The sequence below is a fragment of the Rhizobium aethiopicum genome, from assembly GCF_014197535.1.
In the GTDB taxonomy this organism is placed as follows: domain Bacteria; phylum Pseudomonadota; class Alphaproteobacteria; order Rhizobiales; family Rhizobiaceae; genus Rhizobium; species Rhizobium aethiopicum_A.
In genome coordinates this window covers 1-25,797 of record NZ_JACIFV010000019.1, presented here as the reverse complement: position 1 = coordinate 25,797, position 25,797 = coordinate 1, and the positions used below count along the sequence as shown (strand labels likewise).

At 62.1% G+C, this 25,797-nt stretch carries 24 protein-coding genes and 1 pseudogene; 12 read left to right on the top strand and 13 right to left on the bottom strand.

Annotated elements, in window-relative coordinates; translation table 11 throughout:
• Window positions 1-158 precede the first annotated feature (158 nt).
• Window positions 159-1,028, bottom strand: a pseudogene (locus GGD53_RS22290) (sigma-70 family RNA polymerase sigma factor).
• A gap of 108 nt (window positions 1,029-1,136) precedes the next feature.
• On the opposite strand from GGD53_RS22290, the gene GGD53_RS22285 reads away from it, so the two are divergent.
• Window positions 1,137-1,595 carry a carboxymuconolactone decarboxylase family protein gene (locus GGD53_RS22285; protein WP_184459035.1) on the top strand — a complete coding sequence of 153 codons (459 nt, stop codon included), beginning with the start codon at window positions 1,137-1,139 and terminating at the stop codon, window positions 1,593-1,595.
• Window positions 1,596-1,660: 65 nt separating this feature from the next.
• Here GGD53_RS22285 and rhaI read toward each other — a convergent pair whose 3' ends face one another.
• Together rhaI and GGD53_RS22275 are read right to left on the bottom strand one after the other, a co-directional pair.
• Window positions 1,661-2,953, bottom strand: coding sequence for an L-rhamnose catabolism isomerase (gene rhaI / locus GGD53_RS22280; protein ID WP_184459034.1), 1,293 nt, complete (start codon window positions 2,951-2,953; stop codon window positions 1,661-1,663).
• Between the two features lie 212 nt (window positions 2,954-3,165).
• Window positions 3,166-5,262, bottom strand: coding sequence for a bifunctional rhamnulose-1-phosphate aldolase/short-chain dehydrogenase (locus GGD53_RS22275; protein ID WP_184459033.1), 2,097 nt, complete (start codon window positions 5,260-5,262; stop codon window positions 3,166-3,168).
• Window positions 5,263-5,460: 198 nt separating this feature from the next.
• On the opposite strand from GGD53_RS22275, the gene GGD53_RS22270 reads away from it, so the two are divergent.
• From GGD53_RS22270 to GGD53_RS22230, 9 genes are all read left to right on the top strand, one after another.
• Window positions 5,461-6,273 carry a DeoR/GlpR family DNA-binding transcription regulator gene (locus GGD53_RS22270; protein WP_085861619.1) on the top strand — a complete coding sequence of 271 codons (813 nt, stop codon included), beginning with the start codon at window positions 5,461-5,463 and terminating at the stop codon, window positions 6,271-6,273.
• 47 nt (window positions 6,274-6,320) lie between these two features.
• Window positions 6,321-7,316: a rhamnose ABC transporter substrate-binding protein gene (gene rhaS, locus GGD53_RS22265; RefSeq protein WP_184459032.1), complete on the top strand. Its 996-nt coding sequence runs from the start codon at window positions 6,321-6,323 to the stop codon at window positions 7,314-7,316.
• 160 nt (window positions 7,317-7,476) lie between these two features.
• Complete coding sequence (locus GGD53_RS22260; protein WP_184459031.1) at window positions 7,477-9,009, top strand: sugar ABC transporter ATP-binding protein; 1,533 nt, start codon at window positions 7,477-7,479, stop codon at window positions 9,007-9,009.
• Window positions 9,010-9,018: 9 nt separating this feature from the next.
• Entirely contained in the window at window positions 9,019-10,020 is a 1,002-nt protein-coding gene (locus GGD53_RS22255) for an ABC transporter permease (protein ID WP_184459030.1), read from the top strand.
• Window positions 10,017-11,027, top strand: coding sequence for an ABC transporter permease (locus GGD53_RS22250; RefSeq protein WP_184459029.1), 1,011 nt, complete (start codon window positions 10,017-10,019; stop codon window positions 11,025-11,027). Before GGD53_RS22255 ends, GGD53_RS22250 begins: the two co-directional genes overlap by 4 nt.
• Window positions 11,024-11,344: an L-rhamnose mutarotase gene (rhaM, locus tag GGD53_RS22245; RefSeq protein ID WP_184459028.1), complete on the top strand. Its 321-nt coding sequence runs from the start codon at window positions 11,024-11,026 to the stop codon at window positions 11,342-11,344. The genes GGD53_RS22250 and rhaM overlap by 4 nt, the downstream gene beginning before the upstream one ends.
• Entirely contained in the window at window positions 11,341-12,711 is a 1,371-nt protein-coding gene (locus tag GGD53_RS22240) for an FGGY-family carbohydrate kinase (protein WP_184459027.1), read from the top strand. Before rhaM ends, GGD53_RS22240 begins: the two co-directional genes overlap by 4 nt.
• A gap of 81 nt (window positions 12,712-12,792) precedes the next feature.
• Window positions 12,793-13,551, top strand: a complete 759-nt coding sequence (locus GGD53_RS22235; protein ID WP_184459026.1) for a fumarylacetoacetate hydrolase family protein — start codon at window positions 12,793-12,795, stop codon at window positions 13,549-13,551.
• 161 nt (window positions 13,552-13,712) lie between these two features.
• Complete coding sequence (locus GGD53_RS22230) at window positions 13,713-14,492, top strand: ABC transporter ATP-binding protein (protein WP_184459025.1); 780 nt, start codon at window positions 13,713-13,715, stop codon at window positions 14,490-14,492.
• Window positions 14,493-14,500: 8 nt separating this feature from the next.
• Here GGD53_RS22230 and mmsB read toward each other — a convergent pair whose 3' ends face one another.
• The 8 genes from mmsB to GGD53_RS22190 form a co-directional block, all read right to left on the bottom strand.
• Window positions 14,501-15,382 (bottom strand): 3-hydroxyisobutyrate dehydrogenase, encoded by an 882-nt coding sequence (gene mmsB, locus GGD53_RS22225; RefSeq protein WP_184459024.1) that lies wholly within the window; start codon window positions 15,380-15,382, stop codon window positions 14,501-14,503.
• Between the two features lie 9 nt (window positions 15,383-15,391).
• A complete protein-coding gene (locus tag GGD53_RS22220; protein WP_184459023.1) occupies window positions 15,392-16,987 on the bottom strand; it encodes a GMC family oxidoreductase in 1,596 nt (531 codons plus the stop codon).
• A gap of 64 nt (window positions 16,988-17,051) precedes the next feature.
• Window positions 17,052-18,041, bottom strand: a complete 990-nt coding sequence (locus tag GGD53_RS22215; RefSeq protein ID WP_184459022.1) for a branched-chain amino acid ABC transporter permease — start codon at window positions 18,039-18,041, stop codon at window positions 17,052-17,054.
• A 1-nt stretch (window position 18,042) separates the two neighbouring features.
• Window positions 18,043-18,930: a branched-chain amino acid ABC transporter permease gene (locus GGD53_RS22210; protein WP_184459021.1), complete on the bottom strand. Its 888-nt coding sequence runs from the start codon at window positions 18,928-18,930 to the stop codon at window positions 18,043-18,045.
• Between the two features lie 4 nt (window positions 18,931-18,934).
• The gene (locus tag GGD53_RS22205) at window positions 18,935-19,636 is read right to left on the bottom strand and encodes an ABC transporter ATP-binding protein (protein WP_184459020.1); all 702 of its coding nucleotides are present in this window, start codon (window positions 19,634-19,636) and stop codon (window positions 18,935-18,937) included.
• Window positions 19,636-20,418: an ABC transporter ATP-binding protein gene (locus GGD53_RS22200; protein ID WP_184459019.1), complete on the bottom strand. Its 783-nt coding sequence runs from the start codon at window positions 20,416-20,418 to the stop codon at window positions 19,636-19,638. Before GGD53_RS22200 ends, GGD53_RS22205 begins: the two co-directional genes overlap by 1 nt.
• A gap of 5 nt (window positions 20,419-20,423) precedes the next feature.
• Window positions 20,424-21,629 (bottom strand): ABC transporter substrate-binding protein, encoded by a 1,206-nt coding sequence (locus tag GGD53_RS22195; protein WP_184459018.1) that lies wholly within the window; start codon window positions 21,627-21,629, stop codon window positions 20,424-20,426.
• Between the two features lie 334 nt (window positions 21,630-21,963).
• Complete coding sequence (locus tag GGD53_RS22190; RefSeq protein WP_184459017.1) at window positions 21,964-22,203, bottom strand: hypothetical protein; 240 nt, start codon at window positions 22,201-22,203, stop codon at window positions 21,964-21,966.
• Between the two features lie 244 nt (window positions 22,204-22,447).
• Between GGD53_RS22190 and GGD53_RS22185 the strand changes: the two genes are divergently transcribed.
• Window positions 22,448-23,401 (top strand): LysR family transcriptional regulator, encoded by a 954-nt coding sequence (locus GGD53_RS22185; protein WP_184459016.1) that lies wholly within the window; start codon window positions 22,448-22,450, stop codon window positions 23,399-23,401.
• Here GGD53_RS22185 and GGD53_RS22180 read toward each other — a convergent pair whose 3' ends face one another.
• Window positions 23,402-23,740 (bottom strand): cupin domain-containing protein, encoded by a 339-nt coding sequence (locus GGD53_RS22180; protein WP_184459015.1) that lies wholly within the window; start codon window positions 23,738-23,740, stop codon window positions 23,402-23,404.
• A gap of 168 nt (window positions 23,741-23,908) precedes the next feature.
• On the opposite strand from GGD53_RS22180, the gene GGD53_RS22175 reads away from it, so the two are divergent.
• Window positions 23,909-25,096, top strand: coding sequence for an acyl-CoA dehydrogenase (locus GGD53_RS22175; RefSeq protein ID WP_184459014.1), 1,188 nt, complete (start codon window positions 23,909-23,911; stop codon window positions 25,094-25,096).
• Between the two features lie 41 nt (window positions 25,097-25,137).
• Here GGD53_RS22175 and GGD53_RS22170 read toward each other — a convergent pair whose 3' ends face one another.
• On the bottom strand, window positions 25,138-25,614 hold the full coding sequence (locus GGD53_RS22170; RefSeq protein ID WP_184459013.1) for a hypothetical protein: 477 nt from the start codon (window positions 25,612-25,614) through the stop codon (window positions 25,138-25,140).
• Between the last annotated feature and the right edge of the window lie 183 nt (window positions 25,615-25,797).

Sequence of the window (25,797 nt, the reverse complement as noted above, 5' to 3'; positions counted from 1 at the left end):
AAATTCCATAGTTATGCTATATAAATCCTTATAATAGAATAAAGCCGAAGGGACTCCTGTCAAGAGAAATGAGCGCAGCTAGCCGCACGGCAACGGCGGCAGCGCGCTCGTTCTCAACCGCGCTCGCCGTCAAGGGGCGGCAAATTTTTCCAGCGATTTCAATCCCGCACGATTGAGTAGTCAAGCCGTTCGAGGTGGTCTGGATCGGCGATGGCTTCGATTGCCGCAATCTTGTCGTCGGCGATAGTGAACGCCACCACGACGCGGATCTGACCGGCGATGCGCACGACGAAGCCAAGCTCGCCCTCGACGATGGCGATCTCTGCCGCCTGCGCCCGGCCCTTGAACAACTCTGCCACTTCGGATGCGCCGCGTCTTTCGCCGAAGGCGCCGAAACGCGCCGCCGTCGCATCCAGCCGAAACACCACGTCGGGGGCGAGCACGGCAATCAGCGCCTGCAAATCGCCGTTGCGCGAAGCGGTCAGAAAGGCCTCCGCAATCGTTCACTTGCCACCGAGATCGACATCCGGCGTCTCGTCCACGCCCTGCACCCGGCGGCGGGCACGGCTCGCGAGCTGACGGGCGGCGGCGGATGACCGGCCGATAATCGGCGCAATTTCGTCGAAGGGCAGATCGAACATGTCGTGCAGCACGAAGGCAACCCGTTCGGCAGGCGCCAGCGTCTGCAACACGACGAGCAGCGCCACGCCCACCGAATCGGCGAAGGCGGCGTCGCGTTCCGGATCCTTGGCCGGATCGGCGATCGCTGCATGAACTGATGTCTCCAGCGGCTCCTCGCGCCGGGTCTTGCGGGCACGCAGCATATCGAGGCAGATGCGCGCCACCACCGTCGTCAGCCACCCGCCGAGATTGCCGACGTCGGTCCTATCCGCGCGGGTGAGCCGCAGCCAGGCCTCCTGAACCGCGTCTTCGGCCTCGCTGCGCGAGCCGAGCATGCGATAGGCCGCCGCCTTCAGATGCGTCCGGTTCGCCTCGAATTGATCGGCCAGCCAATTATTCTCGTTCATCCGTCACATTCCTTCGCTGCGTTCCGTCAAATCAATGACGAATGAAACCGGGCCGGTGTGACAGCGCCGGCGGATCGTCGCACCCTAAACGCATCAAGGAGACATATCATGCAGGAGAGAATGGGAAATCCCGCCCTTGTGCTTCCAGAAGCCATGCAGGCGCTCAATGCACTCAGCAAGGTGCCGACCGAAACAGGCCTTTCGCCAAAGCTGCTCGAACTCGTCAATCTGCGCGCCAGCCAGATCAACGGCTGCAGCGTCTGCATCGATGGTCATTGGCGCATTGCCCGCAAACACGGCGAAACGGATGAGCGGCTCTTTGCCGTCGCCGGCTGGCGCGACGCCCCCTATTATAGCGAGGCTGAACGCGCCGCCCTCGCCTTGACCGAGGCGGTGACCCGCACCAGCGACCGCGCCGACCCGGTGCCTGACGAGATCTGGGACGAGGCGACCCGGCATTATGACGGCCGCAGCCTTGCGGCTCTCGTCATCGCCATCGCCAATATCAATGTCTGGAACCGGTTGAACATCGCAACCCGTCAGATCGCCGGCGCCTGGAAACCGTGAGCGGCGGTGCCGGCAGCGTTTCACCCCACGTTGCCGGCGACCACACTTTTATTCAGCCCGGCAGCTCAGATGATGCCGCCGCCGCCGGCAACGGAAGCCGGACGCTCGGCCGCCACCTTTTTGCGGTAGCCGCTGGCGCGGTAGGCGGCAATCGGGTCGATCGCGCCGCCGGCCCGGCGACGGGCCTCGGCAAGGATCGGCTCGACATCGGCGCGATAGGCGCGCTTCAGGGTTTCCGACGCCATCAGCGCGTCATTGTCCTGCTGATAGCCCTCGAGCGCCTTGCGGTCGACGAGGAGCGCCTGCGCATAGGCGCGGCGGATTTCGTTGGCGCTGTTGATCAGGCTTTCGATCGGATCGGTGACATTGTGCGACTGGTCGATCATATGGGCCGGATTGAAGTCGTTGACGCCGCGCTGCTCGGCATCCACCAGCTCGTTGAAAACCAGGAACAGCCGGTAGGGATCGATGACGCCAGCATCGAGATCGTCGTCACCATATTTCGAATCGTTGAAGTGGAAGCCGCCGAGCTTGCCGAACTGGATCAGGCGGGCGACGATCATCTCGATATTGGTGTTCGGCGCATGATGGCCGAGGTCGACGAGGCATTGGGCCTTGGGGCCGAGCGTCTGGGCGATCAGGTAATTGGTGCCCCAATCCTGAACGATCGTCGAATAGAAGGCCGGCTCGTACATCTTGTGCTCGGAGAACAGCTTCCAATCGTCGGGCACCGCTTTGTAAATCTCAGCCATCGAGGCGAGGTAACGCTCGAATGCCCTCGTGAAATTGCTCTGGCCGGGGAAGTTCGAGCCGTCGCCGATCCAGACCGTCAGCGCCTTGGAGCCGATCGCTTTGCCGATTTCGATGCATTCGAGATTGTGCTCGACCGCCTGCGCACGTGTTGCCGCGTCGGTGTGGCTGAGCGAGCCGTATTTGTAGGAATGAGCCTGGCCGGGCGCATCGGAAAAGGTGTTCGAATTCATCGCGTCGAAGCCAAGGCCGAGCGCATCCCCCTTGGCCTTCAATTCCTTGGCATCCGCCTTGTCCCAGGGAATATGCAGCGAGACGTTCGGCGTTGCCTGCGTCAGCTGGTTGATGACGGCGCAATCGTCGAGCTTGTCGAAGATGCCGCGCGGTTCGCCGCTGCCGGGGAAGCGGGCAAAGCGCGTGCCGCCGGTACCGACACCCCAGGAGGGAACGGCGACGAAGAATTCCGCGACCTTGCGGGTGATGGCTTCGATATCGACGCCGCGGCGCGCAAGTGTGGCGCCCAGCGCCTCATAATCGGCTTCCAGTGCGGGTGCCCGCTTGTCGTTTTCGCTCGCGATGAGATCCTGTGCGATCCTGAACTCGGCCATTCTTTCCTCCCGGTTCTGCAATTTCTACATTGGAACTGCCGTGGGGCCGCCCCTCATCCGCCTGCCGGCACCTTCTCCCCGTCCAAACGGGGAGAAGGGAATATGCCGCGCCGTCTCCGTCCCATTCCAACATTTCGTTGGGCAAGTCCCTCTCCCCGTCAAAACGGGGAGAGGGTTAGGGTGAGGGGCAGACACATCCGCCCCGTCAAAAATCACCGCGTAAAGCTCTGCACGTTGCCGGCATCGACGTTGATGATGTTGCCGGTCGATTTGGCCGACAGGTCCGATGCGAGGAAGTAGATCGCCTCGGCGATATCCTCCGGAAACACATTGAGTTTCAGCATCGAACGCTTGCGGTAATGTTCCTCGAGATCGTCAACCTCGATCTTCGAAGAGGCGGCGCGCTGCTCGCGCCATTCGCCGCTCCAGATCTTCGAACCGCGCAGAACAGCGTCCGGGTTGACCGTGTTGACGCGGACGCCGGCATCGGCCCCCTCAAGCGCCAGGCAGCGGGCGAGATGGATTTCGGCGGCCTTTGCCGTGCAATAGGCCGACGCATTCGGCGAAGCGGCGAGACCGTTCTTCGAGGCGACGAAGACGATGTTGCCGCCGAGCGCCTGACGGCGGAACAGACGGAAGGCTTCCCGCGAAACCAGGAAATAGCCGGTCGCCAGAATATCGATATTGCGGTTCCAGGTCGAAAGCTCGGTGGCTTCGATCGGCGCGGAAGAGGCAATGCCGGCATTTGAGACGAGGATATCGATGCCGCCGAATTCGACCGAAGCTTCGGCGAAGGAGGCGATCACCGCATCTTCCTTGGTAACGTCGAGCCGGACGCTGCGTACGGCGTCAGCGCCGTATTTCTTGACGAAATCGGCCTCTGTGCTTTCGAGTGCTGCCTGATCGATATCGGCAAGCACCACGCAGGCGCCCTCGCCGACGAGGCGGGCGGCCGTCGCTCGGCCGATGCCGCCGGCGCCGCCGGTAACGAAGGCGACGCGGCCGGCAAGGCTCTTCGGCTTCGGCATGCGCTGCAGCTTCGCCTCTTCGAGCAGCCAGTATTCGATATCGAAGGCTTCCTGCTCCGGCAGGCCCTGATATTCCGAAACCGTCGAAGCGCCGCGCATGACGTTGATGGCGTTGACGTAGAATTCGCTGGCGATGCGGGCCGTTGCCTTGTCGCGGGCAAAGGACAGCATGCCGACGCCGGGAACGAGGAAGATGACCGGATTGGCGTCGCGCATGGCGGGCGAATTGTTATGCTTGCAGTCGTTGTAATAGCGGGCGTAATCGGCGCGGTAATCCTCCAGCGCCTGATCGAGGCCGGCGACGACTGCGTCAACATCCGGCTTGGCCGGGTCGAAATCGACGATCAGCGGGCGGATCTTGGTACGCAGGAAATGGTCCGGGCAGCTGGTGCCGAGCGCGCCGAGCGGGCGCAGATCCTTGGAATTGACGAATTCGAGCACGGCGCCCTGATCGTCGAAATGACCGAGCTTGCGCTCCTGCTTGCCGATGCGGCCGCGGATCTCCGGCATCAGCCGGGCGGCGATGGCGCGGCGCTCGCTGATGGGCAGGCTATGGGTCAGCGCACCGCCGAAAATCGTCTTGCCTTCGGTCTTCTCAGCAAACCAGACGATCGCCTTGTTGATGATATCGAGCGTCAGTTCGTAGCAGGCCTTAGCGTCGTTTGCCCAGGTGAAGAGACCATGGCTTTCGAGCACGACGCCCTTGGCGTTCGGGTGCGCCTTTACGAAGGCTTCGAGATCGAGGCCGAGCTGGAAGCCCGGACGGCGCCAGGGCACCCAGCCGATCTCGTCACCGAAGATCTGCCTGGTCAATTCCCTGGAGTTCTTCGAGGCGGCGATTGCGATGATCGCGTCGGGATGCATGTGGTCGACATGGGTGAACGGCACGAAGCCGTGTAGCGGCGTGTCGATCGAAGCAGCGCGACCATTCAGGTTGAAGGTGCAGTGGGGCAAGAAACCGACCATGCGGTCTTCGTCCTCGATACCCTTGTAGATGCCCTTCAGCGATTCCAGCTTGTCCTGGTAGAGCGTGGCGAAACCGTCGAGCTTGATGGTGCCGACATCGCCGCCCGAACCCTTGACCCAGAGAACCTTGACCTTGCCGCCATCAAGCGGATCGGTTTCCATCACCTTTGCCGAGGTGTTGCCGCCGCCGTAATTGGTGATGCGCTTGTCGGCGCCGAGCAGATTGGAGCGATAGAGCAGCTTGCCGGGCTCATCGAGGCCTGCCGCGTAACCATCATCCCACCGGTTTTCCAGAAGCCGGACGTTCGCCGCCATGTCATCCTCCCATAATAGGCTTGCAAGGCGCCGCAATCCCAGCACCCTTTCGCTCACGGTATCGCGCATCAAAAGTGCGCTTGTCAATCGAAAACGATCAAATTCGATTATTGTGCAGCGCAATATGAAAATTTATGATCGTTTGTGATTGACAGCCTTTAACGGATACGAAATAAATATGACAAGAGGAGGAGCCCAATGCACGAACGCGAACGCCATCGCATCATCTTAAGCGCCGTTCAGGAAAAGTCCGTCGTGACGATCCAGGACATTTCCGAGTTGACGGAAGCTTCTGAAGCGACGATCCGGCGCGATATTGCGGCCCTCCATGTGCAGGGCAAGATCCGCCGCGTCCGCGGCGGCGCCGAAGCAGTGCATCCGCCGCAGCTCGGCAATCTCGCCGGGCGGCCCTTCCGGGTTTCAGAATCAGTCAACATCGATAAAAAGCGTGCAATTGCGCGCGCGGCCGTCGATCTCTGCGAGGCGGGCGACGCCATTATCATCAATGGCGGCACGACGACCTTCCAGATGGTGCATTACATGGCCGGCCACCGCATGCAGGTGATGACCAACTCTTTTGCCATCGCCGAACATCTGGTGAAGCATTCCAAGAATACGGTGACGGTGCCGGGCGGCGCGATCTATCGCGAACAGAGCCTCATCCTGTCGCCTTTCGACAATGACGCGATCCGCAATTTTTATGCGCGGCGCATGTTCATCGGCGCGCAGGGCGTCGGCCCGCTCGGCATCATGGAGGCAGACGCCCTCATCATCCAGAGCGAGCAGAAGCTGATGCACCAGGCCGACGAACTCGTCGTCATGGTCGATTCGAGCAAGTTCAATCGCCGGTCGAGCCTCATTCTCTGCGCGCTCGACCGTGTTTCTGCGATCATTACCGATGACGGGATTTCGGAAGAGGCAGCTCGCATGGTCGAGAATGCCGGCATCCGGCTCGTCGTCGCCAGCCCGGTGGCGCAGCTTGCGAAGGAGGATTCCTCGTCGGTCGCGTGAGGCGCCGCCGAGGTGTGGAAGTCTAATCTTAATGGGAGGAAAGTGACATGAAACTCGCAAAGACACTGGCGCTCGGCGCAGCGCTCGCCATCGCCATGATGGCCGGCACTGCCAGCGCCAAGGACATCAAGATCGGCCTCGTCGTGAAGTCGCTCGGCAACGGTTTCTTCGACGCGGCCAACAAGGGCGCCCAGGAAGCCGCCAAGGAACTCGGCGGCGTAGAAGTGATCTACACCGGTCCGACGTCGACGACGGCCGAAGGCCAGATCGAAGTGATCAACTCGCTGATCGCTCAGGGCGTCGATGCCATCGCCGTTTCTGCCAACGATCCCGACGCGCTCGTTCCGGCGCTGAAGAAGGCAACCCAGCGCGGCATCAAGGTGATCTCATGGGATTCCGGCGTTGCCAAGGAAGGCCGCATCCTGCAGCTCAACCCGTCCTCCAACGAGCTGATCGGCAAGATGTGCCTGACGCTCGCCAAGGATCATCTGGAAGGCGGCAAGGGCGACTTCGCCATCCTGTCGGCAACGACCACCTCGACCAACCAGAACATCTGGATCGACCAGATGAAGAAGCAGCTCAAGGATTTCCCCGGCCTCAACCTCGTCACCACGGTTTACGGCGACGACCTCTCGGACAAGTCCTATCGTGAAGCCGAAGGCCTGCTGAAGTCGAACCCGAACGTCAAGGTCATTGTCGCTCCGACGACGGTCGGCGTTCTCGCCGCCTCCAAGGTCGTCGAAGACAAGGGCCTTGTCGGCAAGGTCTACGTCACCGGTCTCGGCCTGCCGTCCGAAATGGCTGGCGCGATCAAGTCGGGCGCCACGAAGGAATTCGCCATCTGGAACCCGATCGACCTCGGCTACTCTGCAACCCAGATCGCCTATCGCCTCGTCAAGGGTGAGACCGACGGCAAGCCGGGCAGCGAGATCGAAGCCGGCCGCATGGGCAAGATCAAGGTCGGCGACAACGGCGAAGCCGCCATGGCCGATCCCTTCGTCTACAATGCTTCGAACATCGACCAGTTCTCCAAGGTCTTCTGATTGTTAAGACCCTCTCTGGCCTGCCGGCCATCTCCCCCACAAGGGGGGAGATAATCTGAGGCAACGTCCCCGCCCATCGCGAGCCTCGGCATCGCGATGGGTCAAGCCCCTCCCCCTTGTGGGGAGGGGTTGGGGAGGGGTTTTCAAGGTGAAACGAATAATGCACGCCGCAACGCAAAAGCACGATGTCAGCCCCATGCCCGATGCACCGGCCATTCTGGAAATGCGCGGCATCTCCCAGATCTTTCCCGGCGTGAAAGCGCTCGACAATGTCAGCATCGCGCTTCACCCCGGCACGGTGACCGCGCTGATCGGCGAAAACGGCGCCGGCAAATCGACGCTGGTCAAGATCCTGACCGGCATCTACAGGCCGAACGAAGGCGAAATCCTGGTCGACGGCCGAACCGTAACCTTCGCCAGCGCCCAGGCGGCAATTGATGCAGGCGTCACCGCCATCCACCAGGAAACCGTGCTGTTCGACGAGCTGACGGTTGCCGAAAACATCTTTCTCGGCCACGCGCCGCGCACGCGCTTTCGCACCATCGACTGGCAGGTGATGAACAGCCGCTCGAAGACGCTGCTGACTGCGCTTGAAAGCAATATCGATCCGACGATCCGGCTGAAGGACCTCTCCATCGCGCAGCGCCATCTGGTGGCGATCGCCCGCGCTTTGTCGATCGAGGCCCGCATCGTCATCATGGACGAACCGACGGCCGCCCTCTCCCGCAAGGAGATCGACGATCTCTTCCGCATCATCAAGGGCCTGAAGGAACAGGGCAAGGCGATCCTGTTCATCAGCCACAAGTTCGACGAGCTTTACGAGATCGCCGACGACTTTGTCGTCTTCCGCGACGGCCGCGCCGTCGGCCGGGGCCGGCTCAAGGAAACACCGCAGGACGAGATCGTCCGCATGATGGTCGGCCGTGACGTCGAAAACGTCTTTCCGAAGATCGAGGTCGCGATCGGCGGTCCGGTGCTCGACGTCGAAAAATACAGCCACCGCACCGAATTTCGTGATATTTCGCTGACGCTGCGCAAGGGCGAGATTCTCGGCATTTACGGCCTGATCGGCGCCGGACGTTCGGAACTCGCGCAATCGCTCTTCGGCATCACCAGGCCGCTCTCAGGCAGGCTGACGCTGGAAGGCCGGGAAATTTCGATCAACTCGCCGCATGATGCCATCAAGGCCGGTATCGTCTACGTGCCGGAAGAGCGCGGCCGCCACGGCTTGGCGCTGCCGATGCCGATCTACCAGAACATGACGCTGCCGTCGCTGACGCGCACCTCGCGCAAGGGCTTCCTGCAGGCGGCGGAGGAATTCGCGCTCGCCCGCAAATATGCCGAGCGGCTGGATCTGCGTGCCGCAGCCCTCTCCGTGCCGGTCGGCACCCTTTCGGGCGGCAACCAGCAGAAGGTCGTCATCGGCAAGTGGCTTGCCACCATGCCCAAGGTCATCATTCTCGATGAACCGACCAAAGGCATCGACATCGGTTCGAAGGCTGCCGTGCACGGCTTCATCAGCGAGCTTGCCGCAGAGGGCCTTTCCATCATCATGATCTCTTCCGAACTGCCCGAGATCATCGGCATGTCGGACCGTGTGCTTGTCATGAAGGAAGGCCTCTCGGCCGGGCTCTTCGAGCGCGATCAGCTTTCGCCGGAGGCGCTGGTGCGCGCGGCGACCGGAAATGCATGAGGTGATGGCATGGCTAAACTGATCAAAAAACGCGAAACCCTGCTGTTCGCCATCATCGTGGTGATGATCGTCGTCTTCTCGACGCGGGCGGCCGATTTCGCCACACCGGATAATCTCGCCGGCATCTTCAACGACACCGCGATCCTGATCATCCTGGCGCTTGCCCAGATGACGGTTATTCTGACGAAATCGATCGATCTTTCGGTTGCCGCCAACCTTGCCTTTACCGGCATGGCGATCGCGATGATGAATGCCGCCTTTCCGGGCCTGCCGCTCATCGTGCTGATTCTTGCGGCGGTGGTGATCGGCGCGGCCCTCGGCACCATCAACGGCTTCCTTGTCTGGCGCCTCGAAATCCCGCCGATCGTCGTCACCCTCGGCACCCTTACTATCTATCGCGGCATGGCCTTCGTGCTCTCCGGCGGCGCCTGGGTGAACGCGCACCAGATGACACCCATCTTCCTCGCCGTTCCCCGCACGCCGATCCTCGGCCTGCCGGTGTTGAGCTGGGTTGCGATCATCATCGTCGCGCTGATGTATATGCTGCTGCGCTACAGCCAGTTCGGCCGCTCGGCCTATGCAACCGGCGGCAATCCGACGGCGGCCGTCTATGCCGGCATCGATACCGGCCGGACGAAATTCCTCGCCTTCGTGCTGTCGGGCGCGCTCGCCGGCCTTTCCAGCTATCTCTGGGTGTCGCGCTACGCCGTCGCCTATGTCGATATCGCCAACGGCTTCGAACTCGACAGCGTTGCAGCCTGCGTCATCGGCGGCATCTCGATTGCCGGCGGCGTCGGCTCGGTCGCCGGCACCGTCCTCGGGGCGCTCTTCCTCGGCGTCATCAAGAACGCCCTGCCGGTCATCGGCATCTCACCCTTCACGCAGATGGCGATCTCCGGAACCGTCATCATTCTCGCTGTTGCCTTCAACGCCCGGCGTGAGCGCAACCGGGGCCGCATCATCCTGCGCGACCGCGCCGCAGCCGAAATCAGAACGGAGGCCGCAGCATGAGCACCGTTTCGACGCAGCCTGAAAAACGAGTCATTCCCGATCGCCTCGGCACACCCTTCAAGCGCATCGTTTCGAGCTGGGAGGTGCTGCTCGTCGGTGTCGCCGTCCTGATCTTCATCTTCAACTCGCTTGCCTCGCCCTACTTCCTCGATGCCTGGAACCTCTCGGACGCCACTTTCAACTTCACCGAAAAGGCGATGATCGCCTTCGCCATGGCGCTGCTGGTCATCTCTGGCGAGATCGACCTCTCGGTCGCCGCCATCATCGCGCTCACCTCGACGGCGATGGGCGCGGCAGCCCAGCTCGGCATCGGCACACCGGGCCTGGTGCTGATCGGCCTCGGCACCGGCCTAACCTGCGGCATCTTCAACGGCGTGCTGGTCTCGGTGCTGAAACTGCCGTCAATCGTCGTCACCATCGGCACAATGAGTCTGTTCCGCGGCATTTCCTATATCGTGCTCGGCGACCAGGCCTACGGCAAATATCCGGCCGACTTTGCCTATTTCGGCCAGGGCTATGTCGTCTGGGTGTTTTCGTTCGAATTCGTGCTCTTCATCGCGCTGGCAATCCTCTTCGCCATCCTGCTGCATGCGACGAATTTCGGCCGTCAGGTCTATGCGATCGGCAACAATGATTTCGCCGCCCGCTTCTCCGGCATCCCGGTCGAACGCGTCAAATTCACTCTCTTCCTGCTGACCGGCATCATGAGCGGCATTGCCGCCATCTGCCTGACCTCGCGCCTCGGCTCGACCCGGCCATCGATCGCTCAGGGCTGGGAACTCGAAGTCGTCACCATGGTCGTGCTCGGCGGCATCTCGATCCTCGGCGGCTCCGGCACGATCGGCGGCGTCGTCATCGCCGCCTTCGTCATGGGCCTCGTCACATTCGGCCTCGGTCTCTTGAACGTGCCGGGCATCGTCATGTCGATCTTCATCGGCCTGCTTCTCATTATCACCATCGCGATCCCGATCGTCGCCCGCCGCATCAAGCTCATGAGCTCCCGATGACCTTGGAAAAATACGCTTTCAAGATGCAGCTTCATTCCGGCATGGAAGCCGAATACCGCAAGCGGCATGACGAGATCTGGCCGGAACTGGTCGATCTCCTGCATCAGTCGGGCGCCAGCGACTATTCCATCCATCTCGACCGCGACACCAACACGCTCTTTGGCGTGCTGACGCGGCCTGCCGATCACACGATGGCGAGCTTGCCGGACCATCCGGTCATGAAGAAATGGTGGGCTCATATGGCCGACATCATGGCGACCAATCCGGATAATTCGCCCGTCCAGAGCGACCTCGTCACCCTCTTTCATATGCCATGAACGCCAGCTCCTATCGCCGCATCGCCGTCCTCGACATCGGCAAGACCAACGCCAAGGTCGTCGTGCTCGACAGTGGGACAGGCGCTGAGATCGCTGTCCTGAAACGGCCGAACATCACGGTCAAGACCGGCCCCTACCCGCATTATGATATCGAGGCGCTCTGGTGCTTCGCCCTCGACGCGCTGAGGAGTCTGGCGCGGGACCCCGGCTTCGACGCCATTTCGATTACGACCCATGGCGCCGCCGCCGCACTGCTCGACCGGAATGGCGCGCTCGCCATGCCCGTGATCGACTACGAGCACGAATATCCTGAGGTGATCCGCGATGCCTATACCGCCTTGCGCCCCTCCTTCGAGGAAACCTTCTCGCCGCGTCTTGCAATGGGTCTCAACGTCGGCGCACAGCTGCACTACCAGAAGACCGCCTTTCCCGAGGAATTCGCCAAGGTCACGACCATCGTAACATACGCGCAATATTGGGCGGCGCGGCTGACCGGCGTCGCCGCCAATGAGCTGACTTCGCTCGGCTGCCACACCGACCTCTGGAACCCGAAAACATCAAGCTATTCCTCGCTCGTCGACAGGCTCGGCATCCGCGATCTGATGGCGCCGATCCGTTCCGCCTTCGATGCGCTCGGCCCTGTCCTGCCTGATATTGCCGATGATATCGGCATCTCCGTGCCCGTCTATTGCGGCATCCACGATTCCAACGCCTCGCTGCTGCCGCACCTCGTCCACCGCGACGCCCCCTTCGCCGTCGTCTCGACAGGCACCTGGGTCATCAGTTTCGGCGTCGGCGGCGATCTCGACCACCTCGATCCGACACGCGATGCGCTTGCCAATGTCGATGCCTATGGCCGCGCCGTTCCCTCTTCGCGTTTTATGGGCGGGCGGGAATTCGAAATCCTTTCGGCCGAGATCGGCCCTATCGACGAAAAAGCCGCGCAGGCGATCGGCCCCGTCATCGGCAAGGGCATCATGCTGTTGGCCAATATCGCCTCCGGTTCGGGACCTTTTCCGAGCAAGGCAAGCCGCTGGATCGGCGCCGAAGAGGCGAGTCGCGAGGAGCGTTTTGCCGCCGCCTGCCTCTATCTGGCGCTAATGACCGAAGCCTGCCTCGGACTGATCGGCGCCAAGGGGCCAGTTATCGTCGAAGGACCTTTTGCCCTGAACGGGACCTATCTCAAGCTGCTCGCCGCCCTCGCCGGCCGCGATGTCATCGCCGTTCCAGGCTCGACCGGCACCAGCCAGGGGGCCGCCCTTCTGACCGGCATCCGGCCGGTCTCCGGGGCACAGACACATGTTCCGCCGACCGATATCCCCGGGCTGAAGGCCTATCGCGATCGCTGGTTCTCGGCGATGGAATAGCAGCTTTTCCCAGGCGCGCCCCTTGTTCCCCGCCGGCTTGCGGTTAGTGTGGCACCTCGAAAATCAGGTCGAGGAGACAGCATGACAAAAGCATTCGATCCGCGCGCCCTCGCAGCCAGGCTTTACAGCTTGCGCCAGGCCGGCACACAGGAGGCGACCAGCACCTTTCTGTCGCCGGCCGACCTCCATCAGGCGATGGAAGCGCAGCATTTCCTCGCCGCGGCCGATGGCATTTCCAGCAATGCATGGAAGGTGACCGTCTCGCCGCAAGGCCAGGCCGTCAGCGGTCCGCTGCATCCCTATGCCGAATCGGTCTCCGGTGCTGACATCCCCTGGTATCCCGGCTTGAAATTCGAAACCGAGATCGCCGTGCGCCTCGGCAAGGACCTGCCGATCCGCACGGGCAGGCCCTACAGCCGCGCCGAAGTGGTCGAGGCGATCTCCACTGTCCATCTCGGCGCCGAACTGCTGGTCAGCGCCGTCAGGGAAAGCGGCAGCGTTTCCTTCCTGCTCTTTGCCGCCGACCGCCTCGGCAATAGCGGCTATGTGCTCGGTCCGAAGCTCGACGACAGCCTTGTCGATACCGCCGGCGGCACGCCGCTCAAGGTCACCCATGCCGGCCGCACCATCTATGATGGCCCGGCAGAGCATCCGAAGGGCGACGTTCTCACCTGGCTGGTGGACTACGCCAATGACGGCTTGCGTCCGGAAACATCGCTGAAGGCAGGCGCGCTGATCACGACGGGCACGTTGAGCGGCGCCGTCGAACTGCCCGAACCCGGCGAAATCGATATCCTCTTCGGCGACGCCAGGCTGACTTTTTCGGTGTCGAAGACCTGATTGACGTTGTTTCTGCCTGCGGCCGCGGCGATACCCGCGCCCTCGCCTTGTTGATCAGCAGAAAAAGGTAAGTTGACAATCATGGTTTAGTTTTGCAGGAACCGGGTGTGGACGGGAGGGCTTGCCCTTCCGGGCCTGCAGCGCCGAACCTGGAGCAGACCATGCCGTCGTCTTTCCTTGCCCTGTCTGACATCATCTATGCCATTGGCCCTAAGCCGATCCTGTCCGGCATCGACCTGATCCTCGAAAAGGGCCGCATCTACGGTCTGGTGGGGCCGAACGGTTCGGGAAAGAGCACGCTTTTGAAGATCATCGCCCGCCAAGTCGTGCCGCAATCCGGCGCCATCTCCTTCGGCGGCAAGGCGGCGGCCGACTGGGGCGTCCGGGAATTTGCCCGGCACGTCGCCTATATGCCGCAATTTACCCCGGCGACCGATGGGATGACCGTGCGTGAACTGGTGGCGCTCGGCCGTTTTCCCTGGCACGGCACGCTCGGCCGCTTCACCGCAACGGACCGCAGCAAGGTCGAGGACGCCATCGCCTGCACCGAGCTTGAGGACTTTGCCGATCGCCCCCTCGCCAACATGTCCGGCGGCGAGCGCCAGCGCGCCTGGATCGCCATGATGCTCGCCCAGGACGCCCGCTGCCTGCTGCTCGACGAACCGACATCGGCGCTCGACCTCGCCCACCAGGCGAGCGTTCTCTCCCTGGTGCAGCAACTCAGCCACGAACGCGGGCTGACCGTCGTCATCGTGCTGCACGATATCAATCTCGCCGCCCGCTACTGCGACGCGATCGTCGCGCTCAACCGCGGCCGGATCACCGCCGAAGGCACGCCCGCCGAGATCATGCAGGCCGACACCCTGCACTCGATTTTCGGCGTCGGCATGGGCGTCTTCCCGCACCCGGTTCGAAAAGAACCGGTCAGCTATCTCTTGTAGGTCGTCGCCTACACCTTCTCGCGGAACATCTCGATGATGGCGGAAAAATCTCTTCCGCCATTGCCGAGCTTTTCGAACAGCGCGTAAAGCTGGGCGGCCTCCGCGCCGAGCGGCGTCGACGCGCCGCTTGCCAGCGCCGCCTCCTGCGAGAGTCTCAGATCCTTCAACATCAGCGCGGCGGCAAAACCTGGTTTGTATTCGTTATTCGCCGGCGAGGTCGGCACTGGCCCGGGCACGGGGCAATAGGTATTGATCGACCAGCACTGGCCTGATGACGTCGAGGCGACGTCGAACAGCGCCTGATGCGAGAGGCCGAGTTTTTCGGCCAGCACGAAGGCCTCGCAGACGCCGACCATCGAAATGCCGAGGATCATGTTGTTGCAGATCTTCGCCGCCTGACCAGCGCCCGCTTCGCCGCAATGGACGATCTTCTTGCCCATCGCCTCGAGGATCGGTTTCGCCCGGGCGAAGGCTTCATCCGAGCCGCCGGCCATGAAGGTCAGCGTTCCCGCCATCGCCCCGCCCGTGCCGCCGGAGACCGGCGCGTCGAGCGGCAGGCAGCCTGCGGCCTTCGCCATCTCATGCGCCTTGCGGCTGCTCTCGACATCGATTGTCGAGCAATCGATGACGAGCGTGCCTTGCGCGGCGGTCTGCAGGATATCGGTCCAGGCCGTCAGCACATGCCGGCCCTGCGGCAGCATTGTGATGATGATCTCGGCGTCCTTGACCGCTTGGCTGGCATGACTGGCCGGCTTGACGCCGCTCGCTTCGGCCGCCTTCAGCACCGAGGCCGCGAGATCGAAGCCAAGGACCTCGTGGCCTGCTTTGACGAGATTGGCCGCCATCGGCCCGCCCATGTTGCCAAGCCCGATGAATGCGATCCTTGCCATGGTCTTCTCCTATCGATTGTCTTCGAGGATCATCGCCGCCGCCTTTTCGGCGATCATGATCGTCGGCGAATTGGTGTTGCCCGAGGTGATCGACGGCATCACCGAGGCGTCGGCGATCCTGAGCTTGCCGAGCGCCCGGAGTTTCAGCCGGGGATCGACGACGCTGTCCCTGTCGGCGCCCATGCGGCAAGTGCCGACCGGATGAAATATCGTCGTGCCGATATCGCCCGCCGCACGCTCCAGATCGGCCTCCGTCTGATAGCTCGGCCCCGGCTTGAATTCCTCCGGCCGAAACCTCGCGAAAGAAGGCTGCGCGACGATCCTGCGCGTCAACCGTATTGAACGGACAGCTATGTCACGATCGCGTGGCGTCGAGAGATATTTCGGGCTGATGGTCGGCTGGGCGGCAAAATCTGGGCTCGACAGATGCACCGAACCGCGGCTTTCCGGCCGCAGATTGCAGACGCTGGCGGTAATCGCCGGGAAGGGATGGACGGGATCGCCGAACTTCTCCAGCGACACCGGCTGCACGTGATACTGCAGATCCGGCGTTTCCCGGTCCGGGCCTGAGCGGGTGAAGATGCCGAGCTGGCTCGGCGCCATCGCCATCGGCCCGGAACGGCGGACAAGATATTCGAGCCCGATCGCCGCCTTGCCGATCAACTTCGTCGCCTTCTCGTTCAGCGTCGGAACGCCGGTCACCTTGTAAGCCAGACGCAATTGCAGATGGTCCTGCAGGTTCTCGCCGACGCCCTTCACTTCCGCGACGACATCGATGCCCGCCTGCCCGAGAACCTCGCCCCGGCCGACGCCCGACAATTCGAGGATATGCGGCGAACCGATCGAACCAGCCGAAAGCACCGTTTCTTTCGCCGCATAGGCGCGCTTCGCAGCGCCCTGATGCTGGAATTCGACGCCGATAACTGCCCCCTCCTCTACCAGCAGCCGCCGGACCTGCGCCTTGGTCAGCACGGTCAGGTTGGAGCGCCGCATCGCCGGGCGCAGGAAGGCCTTCGACGTGTTCCAGCGGATGCCGGAGCGCTGGTTGACGTCGAAATAACCGGAGCCTTCATTGCTGCCGCGGTTGAAGTCCGCCGTCTCCGGAATGCCCGCTTCCCTCGCCGCCTGCTGAAACGCATCGAGCACGGCCCAGCGCACCCGCGCCTTCTCGATGCGCCATTCGCCGCCGGCCCCGTGCATGTCGTCGGCGCCGCGATAGAAATCCTCGGACTTGCGGAAGAAGGGCAGGATGTCATCCCAGCCCCAGCCGGTGCAGCCCATCTGCCGCCAGAGGTCGTAGTCGCGCGCCTGGCCGCGCATATAGATCATGCCGTTGATCGACGAGCAGCCGCCGAGCACCTTGCCGCGCGGATAACTCAGCGCCCGGCCGTTCAGCCCCGCTTCCGGCGCCGTGGTGAAGCACCAGTCGGTGCGCGGATTGTTGATGCAATAGAGATAACCGACGGGAATATGAATCCAGTGGTAATTGTCGCTGCCGCCGGCTTCGAGCAGCAGCACCCGGCTCCTGCCGTCGGCGGATAACCGGTTGGCGAGTACGCAGCCGGCACTGCCTGCCCCGATGATGATGTAGTCGTAACGATCCATGTGCGCCCTGCACGAAAATTCCGATGCTTGCCGCTCCCCTTCCGGGAAGAGACCGGTCCGCCCGTTAGCGGCGATAGACGAAGCCCAGCTTCCGCCCGAGCCGCGAGGCATAGAACTCGCCGATGATGCCGCGGCGGAAGATCAGCACGCAGACCATAAAGACGATGCCGGTGATGATCGTCACCGGAAATTCCGAAGTGGCGAGGTAGTTTTCCAGCGCCACCACCAACCCCGCGCCGAAGAGCGGACCGATCAGCGTGCCGATGCCGCCGAGCAACGTCATCAGGATCACCTCGCCTGACATCTGCCAGGCGACGTCGGTGAGCGTCGCGAACTGGAAGACGATCGATTTCACCGCGCCCGCCAGCCCGGCCAGCGCCGCCGACATGACGAAGGCGCCGAGCTTGTAGCGTGCCACGGAATAGCCGAGCGAGATCGCCCTCTGCTCGTTTTCGCGGATCGATTTCAGGATCATGCCGAAGGGCGAATTGATGAAACGCCAGATGATCAGCACGCCGATAATAAACACGGCGAGCACGAAATAATACATGTTTGTCGAGTTGTTCAGATCGATGAAGCCGAAGAGATGGCCGCGCGGCACCGACTGGATACCGTCCTCGCCTTCGGTAAACTTCGCCTGCAGGCAGAAGAAGAAGAACATCTGCGACAGCGCCAGCGTGATCATGGCGAAATAGATGCCCTGGCGGCGGATGGCGAAGAAGCCCATGACCAGACCGAGAAAGGCCGCACCCGCCACGCCGATCAGAATGCCGAGTTCCGGCGGCAGGCCCCATGCCTTCACCGTATAAGCGGTGAAATAGGCGGCCCCGCCGAAGAAGGTGGCATGGCCGAAGGAAAGCAGGCCGGTATAGCCGAGCAGCAGGTTGAAGGCGCAGGCAAACAGCGCGAAGCAGAGCAGCTTCATCAGGAAGATCGGATAGAAGAAGAACGGCGCCAAGAGCAGAAGCAGCAGTCCCACGAGAAGGAAACCGGCCTGGACCGAAAGGGCGGTCCGGCTTTTTTCCGTTCGGATGGTTTCGGTGATGTCAGTCATGTCAGGCATCCCGGCCGAAGAGGCCCGCGGGCCTGATGAGAAGCACGATCGCCATGATGACAAAGATCACCGTGGTGGAGGCCTCCGCATAGAAGACCTTGGTCAGGCCCTCGGCAATGCCGAGCACATAACCGGTGATGATCGCGCCCATGATCGATCCCATGCCGCCGACGACGACCACGGCGAAGACGACGATGATCATGTTCGAGCCCATCAGCGGCGAAACCTGGTAGATCGGCGCCGCGAGCACGCCGGCAAAGGCGGCAAGCCCGGCGCCGAGCGCGTAGGTGAGCGTCAGCAGCACCGGCACGTTGACGCCGAACACCTGCACCAGCACGGCGTTTTCGGTCGCGGCCCTGAGATAGGCCCCGAGCTTGGTCTTTTCGATCAGCAGCCATGTGCCGAGGCAGACGACGAGCGAGACGACGACCACCCAGCCGCGATAGATCGGCAGGAACATGAAGCCGAGATTGGCCGCGCCAGCGAAGACACCCGGCATTTTATAGGGCTGGCCGGATGAGCCGTAGAGATAGCGGAAGGTGCCTTCGACGGCGAGCGCCAGCCCGAAGGTGAAGAGCAGGCCATAGAGCGGATCGAGCTCGTAGAGCCGGCGCAGGAACAGCCGCTCGATGACGGCGCCGGCAAGCCCGACGATGACAGGCGCCAGGATCAGCGACGGCCAGTAGCCGATGCCGGCATAGGTCAACAGCAGATAGGCGACGAAAGCGCCGAGCATATACTGGGCGCCATGGGCGAAGTTGATCACCCGGAGCAGGCCGAAGATGATGGCGAGGCCGAGGCTGAGCAGCGCATAGAACGAGCCGTTGATCAGGCCGACCAGCAGTTGGCTCAACAGGCTCTGCAAACTAACGCCGAAGATCATCGTCATCTGGTCACACTCCCAGAACCTTGTGAAGCGTGTCCATGCGCTGCGGCAGTTCACCGACCGGGAATTCCGACACCATCTGCCCATGATCCATCAGATAGAAGCGATCGGCAATACCGCTGGCGAAACGGAAGTTCTGCTCGACGAGCAGGATCGTCATGCCGCGCTCCTTGAGTTTCTTCAGCACCTCGCCGATGCGCTGGACGATGACGGGGGCAAGCCCTTCCGTCGGTTCGTCGAGAATGAGCAGCCGCACACCGGTGCGGAGAATCCGGGCGATCGCCAGCATCTGCTGCTCGCCGCCTGATAGTTTGGTGCCCGGGCTGCCGCGGCGTTCATAGAGATTGGGAAAGAGCTCGTAGATCTCGTCGAGCGTCATGCCGCCCTCCGCCACCACAGGCGGCAGCAGCAGGTTTTCCGAAACGGTGAGCGTGGAAAAGATGCCGCGCTCCTCCGGCACGAAGCCGATGCCGCGGTGCGCCGTCTTGTGCAGCGGCACCTGCATCATGTCGCTGCCGGCAAAGCTGATCCTGCCCCTGCGGGTCCGCACGATGCCGGTGATGGTGCGAAGCGTCGTTGTCTTGCCGACGCCGTTGCGGCCGAGAATGGTGATCGTCTCGCCTTCACCGACATGCATGTCGACGCCGTGCAATATATGGCTTTCGCCGTACCAGGCGTTGAGGCCCTGAACCTCGAGCAGAGCGGCCATCAATGCTCCTCCGTGCCCATGTAAGCGACGCGGACGCGCTCGTCCTGGCTGACGGTGGCATAATCGCCCTCGGCGAGGATCTCGCCGCGCTGCAAAACGGTGACATGCTGGCAGATATTGGCGACAACGGAGAGATTGTGCTCGACCATCAGCACCGCCCGGTCGCGGGCGACGTCACGGATGATCGCGGAGACGACGCCGACATCCTCATGCCCCATGCCGGCCATCGGCTCGTCGAGCAGCAGCACTTTCGGATCGAGCGCCAGCGTCGTGGCGATCTCCAGCACGCGCTTACGGCCATAGGAAAGATCGGCGGCGAAATGGTCGCGCTCCTTGGAAAGGCCGACGCTCGCTAGCAGTTGCTCGGCGCGCTCGTTCAGCCGGTCGAGCGCCGACAGCGGCCGCCAGAACTGTGTCGACAGATGGTTCGGCCGCTGCAGCGCCACGCGCACATTGTCGAGGACGGAGAGATGCGGGAAAACCGCCGAGATCTGGAAGGAGCGCACGAGCCCCATGCGCGCCACCCTGTCGGGCGGGGTCCCGGTGATATCGGTGCCCATCAGGGTGATCGTGCCCGCCGTCGGCTGCAGGAACTTCGTCAAAAGGTTGAACACCGTCGTCTTGCCGGCGCCGTTCGGACCGATCAGCGCATGCACGCTGGCGTCATGAACGTCGAGATCGACGTCCTTGACGGCCGTGAAGCCGCCGAAATCGCGGCGCAGGCCGCGGGCGGACAATACCACCCGCGGCTTTGCCTGAGTTTCAATCGCGGAAACCGCCATCGTGCTTACTTCACCAGATCGCAGCCGCTCTTGGCGGGATCGATATAGGCGTCCTTGCCGGGAATGGTGGCGAGAACGTTGAAGTAATCCCATGGCTCCTTACTGTCGGCCGGCTTCTTGACCTGCAGCAGGTACATGTCGTGGATCATGCGACCATTGGGCCCGACCGTGCCGCCGCGGCCGAACACGTCGTCAACCGGCATCTCATGCAACTGCTTGGCGACGGCTTCCGTCTCGTCGGTGCCGGCTTTCTGCACCGCCTTCAGATATTGCGTCACCGCCGAATAGGTGCCGGTATGGACCATGTTCGGCATCTTGCCGGTGCGGTCGAAGAACTTCTTGGCGAAAGCGCGGCTTTCGTCGTCGCGGTTCCAGTAATAGCCCTCCGTCAGCGTCAGGCCCTGCGCCGCCTCGAGGCCGAGGCCATGAACTTCGGCGAGCGTGAAGAGCAGCGCCGCCAGATGCTGGCCGCCCTGGGTGATGCCGAATTCGGCTGCCTGCTTGATGGCGTTCGAGGTATCGAGGCCGGCATTGGCAAGGCCGATCACCTTGGCGCCGGATGATTGCGCCTGTAGCAGGAAGGATGAGAAGTCCTGGGTCGACAGCGGATGGCGGACGGTGCCGACGACCGTACCACCGCTCGCCTTGACATATTCGCTGGTCTGCTGCTCCAGCGAATAACCGAAGGCATAGTCGGCGGTCAGGAAGAACCAGCTGTCGCCGCCCTGCTTGACGAGCGCGCCGCCGGTGCCGACAGCGAGCGCGTGCGTGTCATACGCCCAGTGGAAGCCGTAAGGCGAGCAGGCCTTGCCGGTGAGATCGGTGGTCGCCGCACCGGTGACGATGTCGATCTTCTTCTTCTCCTTGGCGATCGCCTGCACGGCGAGCGCTACGGACGAGGTCGTCAATTCCATGATCGCATCCACCTGCTCGGTGTCGTACCATTGGCGGGCGATGTTGGAGGCGATATCGGGCTTGTTCTGGTGGTCGGCATCGACGATCTCGACCGGCACACCCAGCACCTTGCCGCCGAAATCCTCGACCGCCATCTTGGCGGCCTCGACGGAAGACTTGCCGCCGAAGTCGGCATAAACGCCCGACTGGTCGTTCAGGATGCCGATCTTGACCTTGCCGTCGGTCGCGCTCTGCGCGAGCACGGCAGTGCTGCTCGCAAGCAGAAATGCAACTGATGCAATGAGATTCTTACGCATATTCTCTCCTCCCAGAGATGAGCCAGATTGCGGGTCTGTTCAGATTTGGCCGGTCGCACTCCTCAGAACGACCGCCCCTCGTCCTACGATCATGGAAATTCTCGCCTGAAGCAACGGGTGGTTTACAACTAATTCCAAACAGTATCTGTTCATTTTTGCACAGAAAGAGAGCTGCACAATTTCCATCTCAACCTCAGGAAGCGCCAGGAGTCAGCGCTCAGCGCTAGAACTAGGGCAGTTTCTGCGGTTGTGCAGGCATGTGCCATCAGACGAACGAACAATCCTCCTTTGTCCGTTCGTCTCACAGGCGCATTTCGGCACGTTCAGGCTGCTGTTACTTCCACTGCGTCCCGTTGTCGGCTGCGCAGCCAGAGGGCGGCAAGGCGCCGCTAAAGGTTTCCTTCAGCTTGGCACAGCCCCAGGCATTGACCGGGCCTGGCATGGCCGTGTTGAGCGTGATGCCGACTTCATCATAGGGACTGTCGGTGTTGGAGACGTAGCGATACCAACGAAAGCCGATGACCACGACGAATGCGAGGGCGACCGTCAGTAGCAGGCGAAGCAATTTTTTCATCCAAATACCTCAAAAAAGCACAACGCTGCCGTGTAGCATTCACGCATGGAGGCTGAAAGCGCTGTCGCGGGGCATCAACGGATTTATTGCCGGCGCCTTCGGGTTCATCGCCGCCCAGGCTTTCCGGACTCGCCAACCGCAAACCGCCCATCCTTGTCGGAACAAAACGTAAGTAAAAACAAAGAATTGTTTAAATCTCCAGTCATGATATTCGTTGCGGGGTTGTTGGACGAAGGCAATGGCGATGAGCAATCCACCGCAGTTTACCTGGGATGATCTGCAGTTTTTTCTGGCCGTCGCCCGCACCGGCCAGCTCTCGACGGCCGCCCGCCAGCTGCGCTCCAGCCATGCCACCGTTTCTCGCCGAATCGACCGGTTGGAATTTGCCCTGAAGGTGAAGCTGTTCGAGCGCAATCCGCGCGGTTACGTGCTGACCGCCATGGGCACGCGCTTCGTCGAGACGGCCGAGCGGATGGAGCAGGAGACCGAGCGGCTGCGCGCCGATCTCGCCGACGGTTCGATGGCGCAGCGCGGCCTGGTGCGCCTCAGCGCGCCGGAAGGTTTTGCCAATTTCTTTTTCGCGCCCGTGCTGCCGCGATTCGCGGCCCGGCATCCGCATCTCTCGCTCGAACTGGTGACGATCCAGCAGATCATGTCGCTGTCGCGCAAGGAGGCCGATATTTCGGTTGTGCTCGACGAGCCGAAGGGCGGGCCTTATTTCGCCGAGAAGCTGACCGACTATCACCTGCAGATCTACGGCTCGCGGGACTATCTGGCAAAGGCGCCTGCCATCACCTGCCGCCAAGATCTGCTTGAACATCCCTTCGTCAGCTATATCGAGGAAATGATCTTCGCGCCGGGCCTGGATTATCTCAGCGATGTGCATCCGCGCATCAAGCCGCAATTCCAGAGCTCCAGCATCTTCGCGCAGCTCACCGCTACGCGAAACGGCCTCGGTCTCTGCATCCTGCCCTATTTCTTCGCCAGCCGTTATCCGGAGCTTGTCCGCGTGCTGCCCGAGGAGATCGATCTCAAGCGTCAGTACTGGATCACCTGCCATCGCGACCTGAAACAGGCGCCGCGCGTGCGCGCCGTCATCGACTTCCTGCGCGAGGCCGTGCGCGGGGAAGATGCGCGCTTCGTGCCGCCCTATATCGTCGCCGCCAGTTCCCCTCGCCGGTTAGAATCCGGAAGTTGATTACTTGAGAAACTCGGCCCGATGCGGGGTGAAGCTATCGATCAGCCGGCCCTTTTCCAGCGCCTTGACGCCATGGACGAGATTGGGCGGCACGATGAAGCTGCCGCCCTGCCGCAGCACCTCGGTGCGACCATCGATCGTCACCTCGAAGCTGCCTTCGGCAACATAGCTTGCCTGGATGTGCGGATGCGAATGGGCAGCACCCACGGCGCCGCTCTCGAACGCCACTTCCACCATCATCATTTCGGGCAGATAGGTCATGATGCGCCTGGTGACGCCGGGTTCCGGATTGACCCACTCGGCGTCTTCGGCCGATATGAACAGATCGCTTGACGACATTTCCGCCTCCTCATTCCAGAATCGAACGCGGGCAAAGTGGATCATGCCGGGGCGTTTGAAAAGATGGCGGCCCCTGTCTTTTCGACAGGGCCGCCTTGTTGTTGACGCGCTCGGCTGGCGGGTCTATGCGACCTTGAGCGAGGCAAGCCTGAATGAGGAGACGCTGCCATGCAGCATACGCGCGAGGTTTTCGACTGGGCCGACCCATTCCGCCTGGTGGAGCAGCTGACCAACGAGGAGCGCATGGTGCAGGATACCGCCCATGCCTATGCGCAGCAAAAACTCGCTCCCCGTGTTCTCGACGCCTTTCGCAATGAAATGACCGATCCCGCCATCTTCCGCGAAATGGGCGAACTCGGCCTGCTCGGCCCGACGATTTCGCCCGATTATGGCGGCGCCGGTCTGGGTTATGTCGCCTACGGCCTGATCGCTCGCGAGGTCGAACGGGTCGACAGCGGTTACCGTTCGATGATGAGCGTGCAGTCCTCGCTGGTCATGGTGCCGATCGAAACCTTCGGCTCCGAGGCGCAGAAGCTGAAATACCTGCCGAAGCTGGCGACCGGCGAATGGATCGGCTGCTTCGGCCTCACCGAGCCCGATCATGGCTCCGACCCCGGCTCGATGGCGACGCGCGCCAGGAAGGTCGACGGCGGCTATAGCCTCACCGGCTCGAAGACGTGGATCTCGAATGCGCCGATCGCCGATGTCTTCGTCGTCTGGGCAAAGACCGAGGATGGGCTGATCCGCGGCTTCATTCTCGAAAAGGGCTGGAAGGGGCTTTCGGCGCCAGCCATCCACGGCAAGGTCGGCTTGCGGGCTTCGATAACGGGCGAAGTGGTGATGGACGCGGTCTTCGTGCCGGAGGAGAACCTGCTGCCCGGCGTCACCGGCCTCAAGGGGCCGTTCACCTGCCTCAACTCGGCCCGCTTCGGCATTGCCTGGGGCGCACTTGGTGCCGCCGAGGATTGTTATGCCAGAGCCCGGCAATATACGCTGGAGCGCAAGCAGTTCGGCCGGCCGCTCGCCGCCAACCAGCTGATCCAGAAGAAGCTCGCCGACATGGCGGCGGAAATCGCGCTCGGCCTTCAGGGCTGCCTGCGGCTCGGCCGTATGAAGGAGGAAAGCCATCCGCCGGTGGAGCTGACCTCGATCCTCAAGCGCAACAGCTGCGGCAAGGCGCTTGATATGGCGCGCGCCGCCCGCGACATGCTCGGCGGCAACGGCATCTCCGACGAATTCGGCATCGCTCGCCATCTCGTCAACCTCGAAGTGGTCAACACCTATGAGGGCACGCACGACATCCATGCGCTGATCATCGGCCGAGCGATCACCGGCATCGCCGCCTTTGCGAATTAGGGTCTGTTGAGTTGTGAATCGTTCGTTGGTCTGGCCTCACATCATGGGCCGATGGCAGCGCCAGCTTCTGCGGCTCTGCGTTCAAGGGCGCGTTTTATTGCGTGACTAAGAGAGGCCAGCTTGTCGAAACTGAAACTGTCTTCCTCGGGCATGCTTTCACGAATGCTCGCAACCAATTCTCCGGCGCGAAGACGCTGAGCGATTTCGATACCTCGTGTTGCACGCTTGCGCTCCGAATCCCGCCAAAATCCGGCACTCTCGGGATTTCTGAACTTATACAGCATTGTACCGGCGCCGGTGAGCACTGCTTCCGAAAAGTGAGCAAAGTTCTTGTCATTGGCCACTACAGCCCAGAAGATCGTTTCCGCTCTCACGTAGAGATCGAGGTCCAGGAGGCAAGCGGCGAGACGATCCGCAATGGCATCGCTATAGAGCCTGGAGTTTGTCACATAAGACACAAACCTCCATCGGCAGTTGCTCACCGGGTCATCGGCCAGCTTGATAACGACATCGGCCATACGGTCGGCCGGCGGGTCAGCTTCATCGAGATACCGAGCCCCGCGCTGCCGCTCGCTTGATTTCTCCGATTGAAGAAGTCCGATGAGCGGCTCTAGGTGTGAGCTTTCGGGAGGTTGTCCATTCGGAGCGGATCGAGGAGACTGGAGCTACCACATCTCGAGTCGGAGGGATCGCCGCGAATG